Source organism: Streptosporangium sp. NPDC050148, from assembly GCF_055586505.1.
The window spans coordinates 41,588-58,497 of the sequence record NZ_JBVJIA010000036.1; the positions used below are offsets into that span (position 1 = coordinate 41,588).

18 protein-coding genes are annotated in these 16,910 nt (G+C 73.9%); 6 read left to right on the top strand and 12 right to left on the bottom strand.

Going from position 1 to position 16,910, the window contains the following annotated elements:
• Positions 1–62: 62 nt before the first annotated feature.
• The 3 genes from ACZ6RT_RS30885 to ACZ6RT_RS30895 form a co-directional block, all read right to left on the bottom strand.
• On the bottom strand, positions 63–626 hold the full coding sequence (locus ACZ6RT_RS30885) for a dihydrofolate reductase family protein (RefSeq protein ID WP_470157414.1): 564 nt from the start codon (positions 624–626) through the stop codon (positions 63–65).
• A gap of 61 nt (positions 627–687) precedes the next feature.
• Positions 688–1,833, bottom strand: a complete 1,146-nt coding sequence (locus ACZ6RT_RS30890; RefSeq protein WP_470157415.1) for an RNA polymerase subunit sigma-70 — start codon at positions 1,831–1,833, stop codon at positions 688–690.
• Between the two features lie 391 nt (positions 1,834–2,224).
• Entirely contained in the window at positions 2,225–3,166 is a 942-nt protein-coding gene (locus ACZ6RT_RS30895; RefSeq protein WP_470157416.1) for a LysR family transcriptional regulator, read from the bottom strand.
• A gap of 73 nt (positions 3,167–3,239) precedes the next feature.
• On the opposite strand from ACZ6RT_RS30895, the gene ACZ6RT_RS30900 reads away from it, so the two are divergent.
• Complete coding sequence (locus tag ACZ6RT_RS30900) at positions 3,240–4,214, top strand: DMT family transporter (RefSeq protein ID WP_470157417.1); 975 nt, start codon at positions 3,240–3,242, stop codon at positions 4,212–4,214.
• A 14-nt stretch (positions 4,215–4,228) separates the two neighbouring features.
• Here ACZ6RT_RS30900 and ACZ6RT_RS30905 read toward each other — a convergent pair whose 3' ends face one another.
• The 9 genes from ACZ6RT_RS30905 to ACZ6RT_RS30945 all read right to left on the bottom strand — a co-directional run bounded on the left by ACZ6RT_RS30905 (position 4,229) and on the right by ACZ6RT_RS30945 (position 11,494).
• Entirely contained in the window at positions 4,229–4,681 is a 453-nt protein-coding gene (locus tag ACZ6RT_RS30905; protein WP_470157418.1) for a Rossmann-fold NAD(P)-binding domain-containing protein, read from the bottom strand.
• Positions 4,682–4,804: 123 nt separating this feature from the next.
• Positions 4,805–5,593: a glycoside hydrolase family 16 protein gene (locus ACZ6RT_RS30910; protein WP_470157419.1), complete on the bottom strand. Its 789-nt coding sequence runs from the start codon at positions 5,591–5,593 to the stop codon at positions 4,805–4,807.
• Between the two features lie 76 nt (positions 5,594–5,669).
• Positions 5,670–6,326, bottom strand: coding sequence for a uridine kinase family protein (locus ACZ6RT_RS30915; RefSeq protein WP_470157420.1), 657 nt, complete (start codon positions 6,324–6,326; stop codon positions 5,670–5,672).
• Between the two features lie 262 nt (positions 6,327–6,588).
• Positions 6,589–7,335, bottom strand: a complete 747-nt coding sequence (locus tag ACZ6RT_RS30920) for a copper homeostasis protein CutC (protein WP_399192384.1) — start codon at positions 7,333–7,335, stop codon at positions 6,589–6,591.
• Entirely contained in the window at positions 7,332–8,282 is a 951-nt protein-coding gene (locus ACZ6RT_RS30925; protein WP_470157421.1) for an asparaginase, read from the bottom strand. The genes ACZ6RT_RS30920 and ACZ6RT_RS30925 overlap by 4 nt, the downstream gene beginning before the upstream one ends.
• On the bottom strand, positions 8,275–9,129 hold the full coding sequence (locus tag ACZ6RT_RS30930; protein WP_470157422.1) for an amino acid ABC transporter permease: 855 nt from the start codon (positions 9,127–9,129) through the stop codon (positions 8,275–8,277). The genes ACZ6RT_RS30925 and ACZ6RT_RS30930 overlap by 8 nt, the downstream gene beginning before the upstream one ends.
• Before the next feature lie 43 nt (positions 9,130–9,172).
• Complete coding sequence (locus ACZ6RT_RS30935; RefSeq protein ID WP_470157423.1) at positions 9,173–9,817, bottom strand: amino acid ABC transporter permease; 645 nt, start codon at positions 9,815–9,817, stop codon at positions 9,173–9,175.
• Entirely contained in the window at positions 9,817–10,725 is a 909-nt protein-coding gene (locus ACZ6RT_RS30940) for a glutamate ABC transporter substrate-binding protein (protein ID WP_470157424.1), read from the bottom strand. Before ACZ6RT_RS30940 ends, ACZ6RT_RS30935 begins: the two co-directional genes overlap by 1 nt.
• Before the next feature lie 40 nt (positions 10,726–10,765).
• Positions 10,766–11,494, bottom strand: a complete 729-nt coding sequence (locus tag ACZ6RT_RS30945; protein WP_399192373.1) for an amino acid ABC transporter ATP-binding protein — start codon at positions 11,492–11,494, stop codon at positions 10,766–10,768.
• A gap of 105 nt (positions 11,495–11,599) precedes the next feature.
• Here ACZ6RT_RS30945 and ACZ6RT_RS30950 point away from each other — a divergent pair, with 105 nt between their 5' ends.
• From ACZ6RT_RS30950 to ACZ6RT_RS30970, 5 genes are all read left to right on the top strand, one after another.
• The gene (locus ACZ6RT_RS30950) at positions 11,600–12,742 is read left to right on the top strand and encodes an ROK family protein (protein ID WP_470157425.1); all 1,143 of its coding nucleotides are present in this window, start codon (positions 11,600–11,602) and stop codon (positions 12,740–12,742) included.
• Between the two features lie 151 nt (positions 12,743–12,893).
• Positions 12,894–13,127: a helix-turn-helix domain-containing protein gene (locus ACZ6RT_RS30955; protein ID WP_470157426.1), complete on the top strand. Its 234-nt coding sequence runs from the start codon at positions 12,894–12,896 to the stop codon at positions 13,125–13,127.
• Positions 13,128–13,423: 296 nt separating this feature from the next.
• Complete coding sequence (locus ACZ6RT_RS30960; protein WP_470157427.1) at positions 13,424–14,512, top strand: AAA family ATPase; 1,089 nt, start codon at positions 13,424–13,426, stop codon at positions 14,510–14,512.
• Positions 14,509–15,894 carry a vWA domain-containing protein gene (locus tag ACZ6RT_RS30965; RefSeq protein ID WP_470157428.1) on the top strand — a complete coding sequence of 462 codons (1,386 nt, stop codon included), beginning with the start codon at positions 14,509–14,511 and terminating at the stop codon, positions 15,892–15,894. Before ACZ6RT_RS30960 ends, ACZ6RT_RS30965 begins: the two co-directional genes overlap by 4 nt.
• Positions 15,894–16,775 (top strand): hypothetical protein, encoded by an 882-nt coding sequence (locus ACZ6RT_RS30970; protein WP_470157429.1) that lies wholly within the window; start codon positions 15,894–15,896, stop codon positions 16,773–16,775. The genes ACZ6RT_RS30965 and ACZ6RT_RS30970 overlap by 1 nt, the downstream gene beginning before the upstream one ends.
• The last annotated feature ends 135 nt before the right edge of the window (positions 16,776–16,910 follow it).

A 16,910-nucleotide genomic window follows, 5' to 3' on the forward strand; every position in this document is an offset into this window, starting at 1 on the left:
TCCGGTCCGGCGGGGAGCGGCCGGGCCGGGTGCGCCCGGCGTCGCCGTGGTGACGTCCTCGGTCACGGCCTGACGGGCCGGTACCGCACGCTCAGCTCGGCCGTGGGGTCGTCGGCGCCGACCCGGTGCAGGTAGTGCGGCCGGCCACCGGGGAGGTCCAGCAGCCGGATGCCGTCGCCGAGCAGCACGGGCGCGATGTGCAGGTCGATCTCGTCGAGCAGCCCGCGTTCGAGAAGCTGGCCGCCGATCGTCGGCGAGAGCACCTCGACGTTCTTGCCGCCGGCCGCGGCCAGCGCGATCTTCACCGCCTCGGCCACGTCACAGTCCAGGAACGTGACGCCGTCGGCGGGCTCGGCGTCCTCGGGATGGTGGGTGAGCACGAAGATCGGTCCGGTCCAGGCGCCGCCGTAGACGCCGCGGGGATCCGGGAAGCGGTCCCAGCCGCTCCTGCCGCCCAGGACCGCGCCGGTGGTCTCGACGTACTGCTCGACCAGGCCCGGCTGGAACGAGATGCCGGTCATCATCCAGTCCATGTCGTGGTCCGGCCCGGCCACGAACCCGTCCAGGGACATGGTGAAGTGCCAGAGCACCTTGCCGTTCGCGGTCTGCGGTTCGATGTCGCTCACTGTCGTCTCCTCTGTCGGTCGATCACCTTGTGCCTTCTGAGACGGCATCCACCGCGGAACCTCATCGGTCCAGGGTGGGCGGGAGGCCGAACGACGGGAACAGGGCCGGCTCGTGGAACGCGACGATCTCGGTTATCCGGCCGTCGCGGACCCACAGCACGCCGATGCCGAACGGCTCGTAGGCGTCCCCGCCCGGCGGGCACCGGTACGTCGCCGCGGCCGGCCGGCCGTTGGCGCTGGTCGGCAGCATGCGCAGCGTCCCGACGTAGTGGGGTGAGCCGGCGTCCCAGCTCTCCGTCAACGCCGCCAGCACGCTGTCGCGGTCGGCGAACCACTCCGGGTACGGCGGCATCGTCGCCCGTACGTCCCGCGCCAGCAGCTCGGCGACCGCGGTCAGGTCGCCGCGCTCCACCGCGGACATGTAGGACCGCAGGATCCTGCGGTCCTCGTCGGAGGGCGGGGCCGACGGGGCCCAGTCCGACCGGCCGGGCGGCAGGTGGGCGCGCAGAGTGGCCCTGGCCCGCTGCAACGCGCTGTTGACCGAGGCGACACTGCCGTCGAGGGCCTCGGCCGTACGGCGGACCGGCCAGCCCAGCACGTCGCACAGGATCGTCGCGGCGCGCTGCCTCGGCGGCAGGTGCTGGATGGCGGCCAGGAACGCCAGCTCCAGGGTCTCCTTCGCGATCACCGCGCTCTCCGGGTCGTCGGCGCTCGGCGCGACCGGTTCCCACAGGTGGTCGGGGAAGGGCTGCAGCCACGGGCCGGCCGGCGAATCGGCCTGGTCGGGCAGTGTCCGGCGGTTTTTGCCGTCGAGGAAGTCCAGGCAGGCGTTGGTGGCGATCCGGTACAGCCAGGCGCGCAGCGAGGAACGGCCCTCGAAGCCGTCCCGGCCGCGCCACGCCCGCAGGAACACCTCCTGGACCAGGTCCTCCGCCTCGTCGAACGACCCGAGCATCCGGTAGCAGTGCACCCGCAGCTCGCCCCGGTGCCGCTCGGCACTTTCGGCGAAGTCGGTCATCGGGTCGTCGTCCGGGCGTACCGCGGCCGGCGGGGTGGCGGGCGGGTCCTGCGGGGGCACCGGCCCCGGGACGGCGTTCCCGTCCTCGGCCGCGGCGGTCCGCCGGGTGTCCAGCTCCCGGACCGCCCTGGCCCGCCGGACGCCGTGCTCGTCCATGTAGGCGCGGATCTCCCGCTCACGCTTGTCCACGATCGGCTCCCTCATGGCGCAGGTGCCCACGTCACCCCGCCGGATCAGCACGATCGGTCGGGCGGAACCTGTCTCGCGCACGGAGGCGACGGCACTCTTGTCCTCTTCACGGCCGGGACGTGGGCCCGGAACCGCTCGGATTCAGGTGGGCGCGCGACGGCCACCGATTCACGACCCTACCCCCGGACACCGTCAAAAACGCCGATGATCCCCGTACGGCCGACACCCAGGTCTCCGTCATCTCGGCCGGCTCCGCCATCTCGGCCGGCTCGGCAGTCGGCACGCGGGGCTCGGCCGCCGGGCCGACGTCCGGTGTGCCGACACGCGGGTCTCCGGTCTCCCGCCCGTCGGCAGGCGGGCCGTGACCGCCGGTGACGCCCCGACGGCCGCATCACGTCCGCCCGCCGTTCCCGGCCGTCCCGAGGTGGTGCGCCTGGCCGGTCACGACGGCCAGGAAGGCCGTGAGCGCGGGGGGCGAGGGGCCGTCCCTGCGGACGACGACCAGCCGCCGCCCGAGCCGTTGCCCGGCGACGTCTCGGATCGCCAGGGCCGGGTCCTGCGTGGTCGGCAGGGTCAGGGCCGGCAGCAGCGCCACGGCCCCGGTGGTGCGGACGAGTTCGAGCTGGACGTCGGCGTCGCTGGACCGGTGCCGTACGTCGGGTTCGTAGCCGCCGATGGACCGGCAGCTTCCCACGACCATGTCGTGATGGCCGGTCCCCCGGTCCGAGGCCACCCAGACCTCGTCCCGGAGCTCGGGCAGGGCGACCGGTCCCCCGGGCCCGGCCAGCCGGTGGCCGGGTGGCAGGACCAGCTTCAGCGGTTCCTCGTGCAGCAGCGCGAAGCGCAGCCCGGCCGGCCGGGGGCGTGGGTGGCCGTCGTACTCGTCGCTGATCACCAGGTCGATCGTCCCGAGGCGTAGTCCGGGCAGGGCCTGCTCGAGCTCGATCTCGGTGATCTCGGTGCGCACCCGGGGGTGCAGGGCCGACATGCGCGCCACCGCGGGGACCAGCAGCCGGCGGGTCGCCGACTGCAGGCCGCCGGCGCGTACGGTGCCGCGCACCTCACCGCCCAAGGCGGCCAGATCCGCCGTCGCGGCCTCGGCCGCGGCCAGCAGGACGCCGGCGTGCTGCGCGAGCAGGCGACCGGCGTCGGTGAGCCGCACCCCCCGCCCGGCCTTCTCCAGCAGGCGCGCGCCGACCTCCCTCTCCAGGACGGCCAGCTGCTGCGACACCGAGGAGGGACTGTAGTCCAGGGCGGCGGCCACCGCGCCCAGGGTGCCGCGTTCCTCGAGCTCGCGAAGCAGGCGAAGACGGCGGAGATCCAGCGTGACCATTCGGAAATCCTAACGAATGACACCCGATAATCGTCACTGGACTCGAAGTGTCCAGGTCCTCGATGCTGGGGGCATGGGTCCGGTTCTGTGTCTTGTGTCCGCCGCGTGCTTCGGCGCCATGGCGATCTTCGGGAAGCTCGCGTACGCCTCGGGCGTCTCGCCCGACGCGCTGCTGCTGGTGCGCTTCGTCCTGGGAGCCGCGTTGCTGGCGACGCTGCTGCTCCTGCGGCCGGGTCTGCGCCGTACCCCGGTGGTCCCCGGCCGGACGGCGGCGCGCGTCACCCCGGCGGTGTTGGTGACCGCCCTGGGCCTGGGCGCCGTCGGGTACGCCGCCCAGGCCGGCCTGTACTTCTCCGCGCTGGAACTCATGGACGCCTCGCTGCTGTCCCTGGTCTTCTACACCTACCCACTGCTGGTCACCCTCGCCGCCGTGCTGCTCGGCCGGGACCGTCTGACGGCCGGACGCTGCGCGGCGCTGGCGGTCGCCTCCTGCGGGACGCTGCTCGTCCTGCTGGGCAGCGGTGAGGCGGCCTTTCACCCGCTCGGCGCGGCCCTGGCGTTCGGCGCCGCCGCCACCTACACCGTCTACATCCTCGTCTCGGACACCGTCGTGCACCGGCTGCCGCCGGTGACGCTGGCCGCGCTGGTGATGACCGGGGCGGCCCTGACCATGACCGTCCGCGCACTGGTGACGGGCGGGACGGACCTCGGTTTCGGATGGCGGGGGTGGTTCTGGCTCGGGTGCATCACCGTCGTGTCCACCGTCCTGGCGATGCTGACCTTCTTCGCGGGCCTGCGGCGCACGGGACCGTCGACGGCGGCCATCCTGTCGACGTTCGAGCCGGTCGTCACCACGGCGCTGGCGGCGCTCACGCTCGGCGAGCTCCTCGGCCCCGTCCAGTGGGCGGGCGGGCTGCTGGTGCTGTCGTCCGTGGCCGTCCTGCAGTTACGACGCGGACGCCCCGGACGGCGCGGCGACGGGCCACCCCGGGAGCAGGACCGGGCCAGCACCCGCGGCCGGAGGGACCCGGTCGCGGTCGGGGAATGATCGTCCGCGTGCCGTCACGGTGTGACGGCCGGCAGGCCGGCCAGCTCGGCGCAGTCCCTCCACAGGGCCTCCTCCCGGGCCCGGTCGAACGACTCCGGTGACGAGCGGGCGACGCGGTCGCGGTCGATGTAGTCGCCGGACGCCCCCGGACGCGGGCCGAGCGCGACCGCCGCGAGCTGAGCGCCGGCCGAGCGCGCTCGCTGGGCGAAGGGCAGCAGGCTCAGCGCCGGGGCGAGCAGCCCGAACGCGCGCCGCAGGGCCGGTCCGGCGTCGCGGACGAGGTCCGTGTCCGGGACCAGCCCGGGGTTGAACGCGTACGCGTCGACGCCCTGCGGCAGCCGCCGGGCCAGCTCGTGGACGAGGTGGACGAGGTGGACGACCGCCAGCTTGCTGGTCGAGGTGAGCTGCACGCCGGCGTTGGCCACGATCCCGTACAGCGGGGGGAGGTCGCCGGTGCGCCGCGCCACGGCGCACACGGGGCACGCGGGGCGCCGCCGGAGCTGCTCGCCTTTCGGACGGGAGGCCGTGCACGCCGGTGCACGCCGGTGCCCGCCGGTGCACGCCGGTGCACGCCCCGCCGACCGGCTCGCTCAGCCGGGGGCGACGCGACGGTAGCCCCTGACGTAGTCGACCGTGAACCGCTTGGGATAGTCGCCCCCGAGCCCCGGCGACCCGTCCGGTCCGGGGAACTCGTAGATGTTCAGCATCAGCTGCATCGGATAGCCCGGCGACTGGTCGACCGTCCGGACATGGTGACCGTCGACGAAGAAGGCTACGTGCTCGGGGGTCCACTCGGCGGCGTAGACGTGGAACTCCCGTGCGTCGATGGGCAGGGTCTCCACCGTGAAGTCGTCGGTGATCTCCGGGTCCCCGAACGGGTGAAGTCCCATCCCCACCTTCGCGCCGTCCGGTCCGACGTCCCGGCCGAAGATCTCGCACACGCATATCTCGGCGGAGCGCTCCGGTGAGTCCTCGTAGCCGATCATCCACAGCGCGACCATGCATCCCGGGTCGCCGGTCGCCCTGGCCCGCATCTCGATCAGCCCGTACCTCGGGGTGTAGAGCCGGACGTTGCGCTGGGCCTCACGCACGACGGCCCCGGAGCCGCGCCCGTGCTGTCCGATCGTGCTCCCCACCGGACCGGCGAAGACACCGGTCTGCAGCGACGACACGCGGAGCGCCCCCTCGAGCTCGGGCGACCAGGGCGGCTGGTCCCGCTCGATCAGCAGGTGCAGGTGGCGGCCGTCCAGCTCGTACCGGGCGGCGGAGGCCGTGCGGTCGCTCCACTGGGGCAGGTACCGGGCGACCCAGCGATCCTCGTCGAGGCGATCCCCCTCGAAGGTGTCCTCGAACTCCAGCTCGTAGCCGGCCCGCGCCATGCCGTCTCACCCTCCTGTCACCGTCGTTCCGGAAGGGACCCTACGCCGGTCGGGCCGCCGCGGGCGAAGGCGCCCGTCATCCGCGGGGGCCGGTCGGCGGGGCGACGACCATCTCGGTGTCCGGGTCGTGGCCGACGTACGGAGGACCTGCGACGATCATGGTGGCGCGGGCCCACGGCCGTTCCCGCAGCAGGAACGGCAGCTCCTCGCGCAGCCAGTTCGCCACGTGCTCCCGCTGCTCGGGCGAGTCGCCGTCGCGGGCGAGCAGCAGGCGCTCCTGCTCGTCGAGGTCTCCCTGCACCCACACCGAGGCGTCCAGCCACGGGGCGAGCTCTGCGCGGACGACGCCGGTGCCCTCGACCCAGACGACCTCGGCACCGGCGGGGACGGTGATCGATCCTGGCCGGTCGTGGGCGATCCAGGCATCGGGGCGGAAGTCCACCGCCTCACCCCGGTACAGGGGCCGCAGGACGTTCTCGGCGAGCACGGCGCCCCAGTCGAAGTAGGCGTGGTTCCAGGCGATGTCGTCGGTGTGCACGACGGCGGAGCCGGGCACCGCCGCGCGCAGCCGCTCGGCCAGGGTCGTCTTGCCGGCACCGCCCCGGCCGTCGATCGCGATCACCCGTGGACGTCCGGTGACGCCGGGTGAGGCGTCGAGCAGCCGCCGAACGGCGTCGCGCACGCTCACCACCCGCCGGCCGGCGGCCTCGGTCTCGCCTGGATGAAGACGCATCGGCGACCTCTTCTCCGAAGGTGGGGACACGGGTCCGGCTCGCCGGGCATGCCGCCACGGCACCGCGGACCGGTGATGCCCGGAAAGGTCCGGATCACCCGTCCAGTCGACCACGACCCTGAGCCCGCCCGTGCCGCCACCGCCCGACGTCCAGGCTCCCCGCCCTCGAGGGGCGCGGCGCCCCTGTCCGCCCGGGTCGCGAGCGGTCTCGGCGGCGCTCGCCGGTTCCGAGGGGTCCGGGAGGGATCGTGCGCGAGGCGGGTCAGGTGCCCGAGGCGGCGATCACCTCGGAGACCAGGCCCGGGGAGGTGATCAGGCGACTGTACTCGGGCCGGCGCAGTTCGCCGCCCATGAACGGGTGGGGGTTGCGGTGCACGGCGGGGCTGGGCGCGTCGACCAGGGCGGCGAAGTGGATCTCGGAGGCTCCGGTCGCCTCGACCACGCGGTGCACGTTGCGGGGCGTGATGCCGCCGCCGGGCATGACGACCAGGTCACCGCCCGCCCGCTCGACCAGGGAGGCGATCAGCGGCGCGCCCTCCAGCGCGGTGACGTCCTGGCCGGAGGTGAGGACCCGGTCGACGCCCAGCGAGACGAGGGTGTCCAGGGCGGCGAACGGGTCGGCGGTCATGTCGAAGGCCCGGTGGAAGGTGACCGACATGCCCCCGGCCGCGCCGATGAGGCGCTTGCTCACCTCGACGTTCACCTCGCCGGACGGTGTCAGCACCCCGATCACCACACCCTGAGCGCCCGCGTCCCTGATCGTGGCCACGTCGCGTTCCATGGCCGCGACCTCGTACTCGTCGTAGATGAAGTCGCCGCCCCGGGGGCGGACGATCACGTGGACCCGGATCGTCGAGACCGCCGCGAGCGTCGCCTCGACGGTGCCGAGGGTCGGGGTCAGGCCCCCCTCGAAGAGGGCGGAGCACAGCTCGACGCGGTGCGCCCCGGCCTGCTCGGCCGCGAGCGCGCCCGCGGTGCCGTCGATGCAGATCTCATGGACAAGGCTCATTCTTCCTCCAGTGCGTGGATTTCACCGACAGGTACGCCCCCGCCCAGCACGGGGACGCTCGCGAAGCCCGCGGCCGGCGCGACGTCTCCCCCGGCCGCCCCGAGCGCGGCCAGCGCGATCGCGCTCGTGGCCCGCGGGCTGCCGTCGATGACCTTGACGGCCGCCGCGTGCCCGGTGGCGAGCGCGACGACGAGGACCCCCTCGGCCCCGCCCTTGGCCACCGCCCCCGGCAGCGCCCGCATCAGCGAGGTGTTCACGTGCCCGGTCCCGCCGACGTACTCGGGGTGCTCGCGCATCGCGTCGGCGACCGCGCGCGGCGGGGTCCCCGGCTCGGCGACGACCAGGGCCCGCACGGCCCGCGCCAGCCCGGTCAGCGACAGCCCGAACAGCGGGGCGCCGCACCCGTCGACGGCGACGTGGGCGGTCTCCTCCCCCGACAGCTCCTCGGTCACGGCGCGCACCCGCCGCTGCAGCGGGTGGCCGGCGTCCAGGTAGGAGGCGGTCTCCCAGCCGGAGGCGACGGACGCGGCGAGCATCGCGGCGTGCTTGCCCGAGCAGTTCATCCGCTCGCGCGAGGCCGTCAGGCCCGCCCGGATCAGCGTGTGCCGGGTGGTCTCGTCCTCGGGCCAGTCCGCGGGGCAGCCGAGCGCGTCGAAGCCGAGCCCGGCCCCGGCGAGGATGTCGGCGACCAGCCGCACGTGGAAGTCCTGGCCGGTGTGGCTGCCCGCGGCGATCGCCAGGCCGCGACCGTCCAGGTCCGCCCCGGACAGCAGGCAGGCCAGGGACTGGAACGGCTTGGCCGAGGAACGCGGCAGCACCGGCGCTTCGACCGCTCCCCTGGCGACGGCCACGGTGCCGTCGGGTGCCAGCGCGACGGCGCTGCCGAAGTGCACGCTCTCGGTGAATCCGGAGCGCACCACCTCCGCGAGCGGGACGAGGTCAGGCACGGGCGGATCTCCTTCCGAACCGGCGGGCACGCGGGGCGGCGCGGGTGACGCGGGTGACGCGGGCGTTGCGGGCGTCGAGGGTACGGGCGAGCTTGGACAGCGAGGCGTTGACCACCAGGTAGATCAGCGCGACGACGATGTAGGTCTGGATGAGCAGGCCGTTGAAGGTCGCCAGGACCTTGCCGCTGTAGAGCAGCTCGGCGTAGCTGACCACGAAGCCCAGCGAGGTGTCCTTGAGCAGGCCGACCGACTGGCTGACGATCGAGGGAAGCACCCGGCGGGCCGCCTGCGGCAGCACGATCAGGCGCATGGTCTGGCCCTGGGTGAGCCCGACCGCGAGACCGGCCTCGCCCTGGCCGCGCTCCACCGACAGCACCCCGGCGCGGAAGATCTCCGCGAACGCCGCGGCGTTCGAGATCGCCAGCGGCACCACGAGCTTCCAGAACAGCGGCAGGTCGAGCCCGTAGCGGGGCAGCGCGAACAGCACGACGTAGACCAGCAGCAGCGCCGGGACGGTCCGCACGACCTCCACGTACGCCGCGGCGGGCACGCGGATCCACCTGCGCCGCGACAACCGCCCGAGGGCGAGGGCCAGCCCGGCCGCCATCGCGAGCGCGGCCGAGACGACGGCGGCGAGCGCGGTGGCCCACAGCCCGTTCAACAGGTAGCGCCACATCGGCCAGGTCGCGTACGGCGACCAGCGGTCGGCGTCGAGCTGGCCGTTGGCGGCGAACTGGCGCAGCGCCAGCGCCAGCAGGGCGAGGACCGCGACCGCCCCCACAGCGGTCGCGATCCTGATCCTGCGGCGGGCGCGCGGCCCCGGCTGGTCGAACAGGAGAGCGCTCACCGGACGACCACCGCTCCGCCCGGGACCGCGACGGGAAGGACGCTCATCGGACCACCACCAGCCGTCGTTCGAGCCGCCCGGTGACGAACCCGGCGCAGGCGGCGATCAGTGCGTAGGCCAGGCCCGCCCCGACGAAGATCGGGATGGGTTGCGCCTCCGCGAGGTTCACCCGGTTGGCCGCGGCGGTCAGGTCGACGACGCCGACCGCGGCGGCGAGCGAGGTGTTCATCGTCAGCGCGATGAAGATGTTGCCGACCGGCTGGATCACCGTGCGCAGCGCCTGCGGCAGGACCACGTGGCGCAGGGACTGGCCGAAGGTCAGCCCGAGCGCGCGGGCCGCCTCGCCCTGCCCGGCGGAGACGGCGTTGACGCCGGAGCGCAGCGCCTCGGCGATGTAGGCGGCCTCGTAGAGCGCGATGACGATCATGGCCGTCACCAGCAGGTCGGCCTTGAGCCCGATCTCGGGCAGGCCGAAGACGGCGAGCACCAGCAGTACCAGCAGCGGCAGGTTCTGGAAGGTCTCCACGTACACCGTGCCGATCCCGCGCAGGACGCCGACCGGGCTCACCCGCATGGCGGTGATCACGAGCCCGACGACCGCAGCGCCGGCGAAGGACGCCGCGGTCAGCTGGAGGGTCACGACCAGCCCCTGCCAGAACTCGGGCAGGTGGTCCAGGAGGGCGGACATCAGGACCCCGGCACCGATCCGATCTGCGGCGGGGTGGGGGCCTCGCCCTTCACGACCGTGCCGAGGGAGTTCTTCCAGGTCTTCTGCCAGAGGCCGTCGGCCTGGATCTTCTTCAGCCAGTCGTTGACGAACGTCTTGAACTGCTCGTCACCGTGCTTGAGGCCGATGCCGTACGGGTCCTCGGTGAACGGGCTGCCGACGACCTGGACCGAGGGGTCCTTCTGCGCGTTCGCGACCAGGAGCGTCTCGTCCTGGACGTAGGCGTCGCCGCGTTCCTGCTTGAGGGCCTGCATGCACTCGGGGTCGCTGCCGAACGTCACGATCTTCGCCTGCGGGGCGAGCTTCTTGATCGCCGGGATGGCCGGGGTGTTGGCCCCGGCGATGACGGTCTTGCCGTTGAGGTCCTCGGGCTTGGCGATGCCCGTGGTGCCCTTCCTGACCGCGAGGCTCAGCCCGGAGGAGTAGTACGGCCCGGCGAAGGCGACCTGCTCGGCCCGCTCCGGGGTGATCGTGTACGTCTGGAGGACGACGTCCACGGTGCCGTTGGACAGCAGCGCCTCGCGGGTCTCCGAGGCCGAGTTGACGATCTTCACCTTGGGCTCGCCGATGATGTACTTGGCGAGCGCCTTGCCCATGTCCGCGTCGAACCCCTCGACCTCGCCGGTCGTCGGGTTCTGCTGCGACAGCAGCGGCGCGTCGAGCGACCCTCCGACGATCAGCTCACCGCGCTTTTTGATCTTCTCCATCGTGGAGCCGGGCAGGATGTCCGCGGCGGCCGCGACCGGCGCCGAGGCGATCAGGTCGTTCCCCTTGGCCTCGCCCGGTACGGCCGGGCTCGCCGCGTCCGTACCGCCGCAGGCCGACAGGCCGAGCATGGACACGGCGGCGACAGCGGCCAGTCGTTTCATGGACACCATCGGGCCCACCATCCTTTTCGATCGGTTTCGATCAGTGAGTGAGAACTTTGGCCAGGAAGTCCCTGGCCCTGTCCGTCCGGGGAGCCTCGAAGAAGGCGGCGGGCTCGCCCGTCTCGACGATCCGGCCGGCGTCCATGAAGACCACGCGGTCGGCGGCCCTGCGGGCGAAGCCCATCTCGTGGGTGACGACGACCATGGTCATGCCGTCGGCGGCGAGCCGGACCATCACGTCCAGCACCTCGCCGACCATCTCCGGGTCGAGGGCCGAGGTGGGCTCGTCGAAGAGCATCACCTTGGGCCGCATGGCCAGCGCGCGGGCGATGGCGGCCCGTTGCTGCTGCCCGCCGGACAGCCGGGCGGGCATCTTCTCGGCCTGCTCGGCGATGCCGACGCGCTCCAGCAGCCTGCGCGCCGACGCCTCGGCCTCGGCGCGGCCGTCGCCCCGGACCTTCATCGGCGCGAGCACGACGTTCTCCAGGACGGTCATGTGCTGGAACAGGTTGAACGACTGGAACACCATGCCCACGTCGGCCCGCAGCCGGGCCAGGTCCCGGCCCTCGACGGGGGCGGGCACGCCGTCGACGAGGACGTCCCCGGATCCGGCCGTCTCCAGCCGGTTGAGGCAGCGGCACAGCGTGGACTTGCCCGACCCCGAGGGGCCGACCACGACGACGACCTCGCCCCGCGCCACTTCAAGGTCGATGTCGCGCAGCACGTGATGATCACCGAACCACTTGTTCAACCCTTTAACCTGAATCATTGCCATCTTCCTTCGAAATCGAAGATAAGCGGGAACGTAATGGATGATTCTCCTGGAAGTCAACACGTTGCCGTAGTAAGTACAGACGTGGTATTTCTCTAGTCCATGTCAGGCAAAGAGCGGCTGCCGGTACGGGGAGCGCAGGGCGACCTCCTGCGTCTCGTCGCCACCGGCCACGCCGAGTCGCGCGCGCAGCTGGCCCGCATCTCCGGCCTGGCGGCGTCGAGCGTCTCCCTGCGCGTCGAGGAGCTGATCGACACCGGGCTCCTCGTCGAGGAGGGCTCGGGCACCTCCAGCGGCGGGCGGCGGCCCCGGCGGCTGCGGGTCAGCCCGACCGCGGGCCTGCTCGCGGTGGCCGACCTGGGGGCGCACCACGCCCGCCTCGGCCTGCTCGACCTCAGCGGCGTCCCCCTCGTCGTCGAGGAGCGCGCCTGTGACATAGCGCTCGGCCCCGAGGCGACCCTCGACTGGATGGCCGCGGCGTTCGACGAGCTGATGGCGACCCACGGCCCGCCCGGCGTCCCCCTGCGCGGCGTGGGCACCGGCATCCCCGGCCCCGTCGACCCCGGCAGCGGCCGGGTGGTGTCCCCCTCCCGCATGCCCGGCTGGAACAACTTCCCCGTCGCCGAGCATCTCGGCGCGCGCTACGACCTTCCGGTACTCGTCGAGAACGACGCCAACCTCCTGGCCGTCGGCGAGGCCCGCTCCTGGCCGGGCTTCGACAACCTCATGGTGCTCAAGGTCGGCAGCGGCATAGGGTGCGGCGTGATCGTCGACGGCCGCCTGCACCGGGGCAGGGGCGCGGCCGGCGACATCAGCCACGTCCGGGTCAGGACCGACTCCTCCGTCATGTGCTCGTGCGGCCACCCCGACTGCCTGGAGGCCTACGCGAGCGGCGCCGCGCTCATGGGCGCCCTGGCCGAGCTCGGCCTCGCGACGCGGCGTCCCGCCGACGTCGTGGCCCTGGTCGAGGACGGCGTCCCCGAGGCCACCGCCCTGGTCAGGAACGCGGGCCGCCTCATCGGCGAGGTGCTCACCGTCCTGGTCAACTTCCTCAACCCCGACGCCATCGTCGTCGGCGGCAGCCTCTCCACCGCCGAGCCGCTGATCTCCTCCATCCGCGCCGCCGTGTACGAGCGCTGCCTCCCCCTGGCCACCCGCGACCTGGAGATCGCCGTCACCCGCGGCGGCCCCGACGCCGCCCTCCTCGGCGCGGGCTCCCTCCTGCTGGACGCCGTCCTCGGCTGAGAAGCCCGCGGGAGGCCGGACGGGGCGCGCCGGGCGCGGTCGCCGACGTGCGGTGAGCGGCGTGACGACCTCCGGAACGCCGTCGCACCCCCTCGCGCCGCACGCGTCAACTCCGGTTGACTTCGCCGAGGCGTCAACCTAAGATGACGGCATGGAGCAGGACCGGCTCGCGACGCTAGACCAGGTGATCGACAACGACCCCATGGTGGGCCTCGCGCTCACCGTCGAGACACGGCGGGAGATGGAACGCCTGGAGGCCGTGCTCGTGCGCAGGGCCCGCACGCGAGGGCGGTCCTGGGCCGAGATCGCCGAAGTGCTCGGCATCAGCAGGCAGGCCGTGCACAAGAAACACGGCGGGCGCAGGCTGTTCCGTTCCGAGGACTGACGCCGCACCCCCGCGTCGCACCACCGGCGCGGCTGCGCTGCTCCCCCACGGTGGTCCTTCCCCTCCTTCCCCGGGCCGTCGCGGGCCACGGCGGACCCATGGCCGACCCACCCTGGGTCGCCGCGGACCGTCACGGGCCGTCGCGGGCCGTTCACGTGACGGTGCGCGCGTGCCCGCTCCGCGGGGGTGAGGGCGAACCCGTCCCCGTGACCAGGCAGGACCCGTACACGTGACCGGCGAGAACCCGTATTCGTGACAGGCGAGAACCCGTGACAGACGAAGGAGCCAGCGTGGCGATGAGTTCCCCCTCCGCGGTGCCGGAGGCCATGGCCGTGGCGGTCTCGGCCAACCTGCCCGTCCTGCTGTGGGGAGCGCCCGGCACCGGGAAGACCTCCTCGGTACTCGCCCTGGGAGAGGCACTGGGCCTGCCCGTCGAGATCGTCGTGGGATCCATCCGCGAACCCACCGACTTCTCCGGGCTGCCGGTGCTGCGCGAGGGCGGCACCTGGTTCGCCCCGCCCCGCTGGGCCGAGCGGCTGGCCCGCCACGGCACCGGCCTGCTCTTCCTGGACGAGCTCACCACCGCGCCACCGGCCGTACAGGCCGCCATGCTCAGGGTGGTGCTGGAGCGGACCGTCGGTGATCTGGCACTGCCGCCCGAGGTGCGGATCGTCGCCGCGGCCAACCCCCCGCAGCAGGCCGCCGACGGCTGGGACCTGTCGGCGCCGCTGGCCAACCGGCTCGTCCACCTGAACTGGCAGGTACGGGCCGCCGACGTCGCCGACGGTTTCACCGGTGGCTTCGCCGTGCCGGACCTGGGACGCCAGGATCCGCCCGGCGCGGCCGAGGTCGCCCGCGCCAGGGCTCTGGTGGGCGCCTTCCTGCGCGTACGGCCCGAGCTGGTGCTCGCCGTGCCGGCCGGGCCCGACCAGGCCGGGCGTGCCTGGCCGAGCCCCAGGACCTGGGAGATGGCCGCCAAGGCCGTCGCCGCCTGCGAGCACGGCGGCGTCCGCGACGAGGTGCTGGCCGAGCTCGTCCTGGGCGCGGTGGGCGAGGCCGCCGGGTTCGAGCTGTTGTCCTGGCTGCGCAACCTCGACCTGCCCGATCCGCGGAGCCTGCTCGCGGGCGACGACGTCCCGCTGCCCGGACGCGTCGACCGGCTGCACGCGGTGCTCGGCGCCGTCGTCGCGCACGTGCTCGCCGACGGTGGCCGGGAGCCCTGGGAACGGGCGTGGGCGGTGGTGGCCAGGGCCTCCCGTACCGCACCGGACGTGGCGGCCTCCGCGGCCCGGTCCCTGGCCGCGGCCAGGCCCGCCGGAGCCACGCTCCCGCACACCATGCTCGACCTCGCACCGGTGCTGCGCGCCGCGGGGCTGCTGCGGTGACCGATCCCACCGGCCCTGCCGAGGCCGCCGGTCAGGCCGGTCACGGCGGCCCCGCCGATCCCGCCGGCCCTGCCGAGGCCGCCGATGCCGCACCGGACCTGGCCGGGCAGGTGGCGGCCCGGTTCGCGGCGGCCAGGCTGTGGGCCGCGCACCGGGCCCCCTACCTGGCCGGTGCCCTCTTCGCGCTGACCCCCGTCGTGCTGGAACCCTCCTTCGACGACGCCACCGGCGAGCCCGTGCCCGACCCGGAGTTCCGCGCCTTCCCCGCCGACACCCGGTGGAACGTGCACGTGGAGACCGCGACCGCGCTGGCCACCCCGGTCGAGGAGATCGGCTGGTGGCTGCTGCACCAGATCGGCCACCTGGTACGCGGGCACGCCACCCGTTCCCCGGTACGGTCCGCCCACGCGAACACCCACGCCGCCGGTGAGGCCGGGTCCGCGCCGGCGCGCCGCTGGAACCAGGCCGCCGACGCGGAGATCAACGACGACCTGGAGGCCGAGGGTCTGCACGGGCCCGCCGGGGTCGTCTCCCCCGCCCTGCTGGGACTGCCTCCGAACCGGACGGCCGAGGAGTACGTGCCGATGCTCGACGTGCTCGACGAGGCGCTCGGCAGGGGCGGGTTGGCGCCGGCGGAGGCCGTCGACTGCGGCAGCGCCGCCGACGGGCTGGATCGCGGGTACCACTCCCCCGGCTCGGGCGGCGGGATCGGCGAACTGGAACGCGAACTGCTGGAGAGATCCATCGCCGCGGGCATCCAGGAGCGGGCCGCGGCCCGCAGCGACGTGCCGCTGGGCTGGCGCCGATGGTCCGAGGAGCGCCTGCGGCCCACGGTCGACTGGCGCGCGCTGCTCGGCTCGCTGATCCGGCGCGGCGTGAGCTCGGCGGCCGGGCGCGTCGACTTCGACCGCCGTCGCCCCTCCCGCCGGGCCGGGGCGACCCCCGGCATCGTCATGCCCGCCATGGTGAGCCCGGCCCCCTCCGTCGCCGTCGTGATCGACACCTCCGGCAGCATCCTCCGGCCCGTGCTGGACGGGCTCGTCGCCGAGATCACCGGGATCCTGAACCGGGCGGCCGGGCCGCGCAGGCGGATCCGGGTGATCTGCTGCGACCTGGTGGCCCATCCGGCCCAGGAGATCAGGCGTGCCGGCGACGTGGTGCTGACCGGCGGGGGCGGCACCGACATGCGGGCCGGGATCGCGGCGGCGGTGGCGCTGCGTCCCCGGCCCGACCTGGTGATCGTGATGACCGACGGGCTGACCCCCTGGCCCGAGCGGCGCCCGCCCGCCCAGGTGGTCGTGTGCCTGGTCGGCGAGGACGGGCACGCCCCGGCGTGGGCGGCCACGGTACGTGTTCCGGAGAAGCCGGAGAAGGAGGAGTGATGACCGCGATGTTCGCCGAACCCCCCGACCCTCGCGAGGGCGGCCACGGATCCGGCGGCCCGCCACCCCCGCCCCCCGGCGTGGGCGGGAGCGGGAGCGGCGGGAACGATGGGGACGGCGGGGACGGGTGGTGGGACATCGGCGCCACCGGCGACCCCTCGCCCGAGCCCCTGCACGAGTGGCGGACGCGCGGGTTCACCGTCGCCGAGGCCCGGCGCTGGATCGAGGCCGGTTTCCTGGCCTTCGACGCCGAACGCTGGCGTACCTCCGGCGTGTACACCCCCGGGGCGGCCCGCGAGTGGCGTACGGCCGGGGCGACCCCGTACACGGTGGACGTCTGGCTGCGGGCCGGGATGACGCCGCGTGACGCGGTGCGCTGGCGGGAGATGGGCCACTCCCCGCAGGAGGCCGCCGAACGGCATCTGGCCGGGGAGCGCCCCTGGCCGGTGAGCCTGCTCGGCCGCCTGTTCGGCCGCGCGCGCAGGCGGGCCGGCACGACCGACGACCCGGCCGGGTCCGAGGCCATGCGGGAGCTGCTGCGAGGCGGGGTGCCCGCCGCCACCGCGCGGGGGTTCGTCGAGGCCGGTTGGAGCGGCCTCGACGCGCTCGACTGGGCGCGGCGCGGGGTCGAGCCGTCCGACGCCAAGGTCTTCCGCGCCCTGGGGTTCACCCCTGCCGAGGCCGCGGACCTCGCCGGGCGCGGGCAGGACGCGATCTCGGTGATGACCCGCTGGTGGGAGGCCGGGGTCCCGATGGGAGAGGTCGCGGCCTGGTGCGGGGCGGGTTTCGGCGCCGAGGAGGCGGCCCGGCTCCGCCAGGAGGGCACCGGGGTCGAGCAGGCCAGGATCCTGCGCGCGCTCACCCCGCCCGGCGAGCCGTGAGCGAGGGCCGTGCCGGAGACCGTGAGCGACGCGGGTGCGCGGGACCGGTGCCCGGAGACGATGACCGAGGGGCGTCACCGAAGACCCGGCGACCACCCCGGCGTGCCGGACGGGCGGTATAGGATTTCGCGCAAC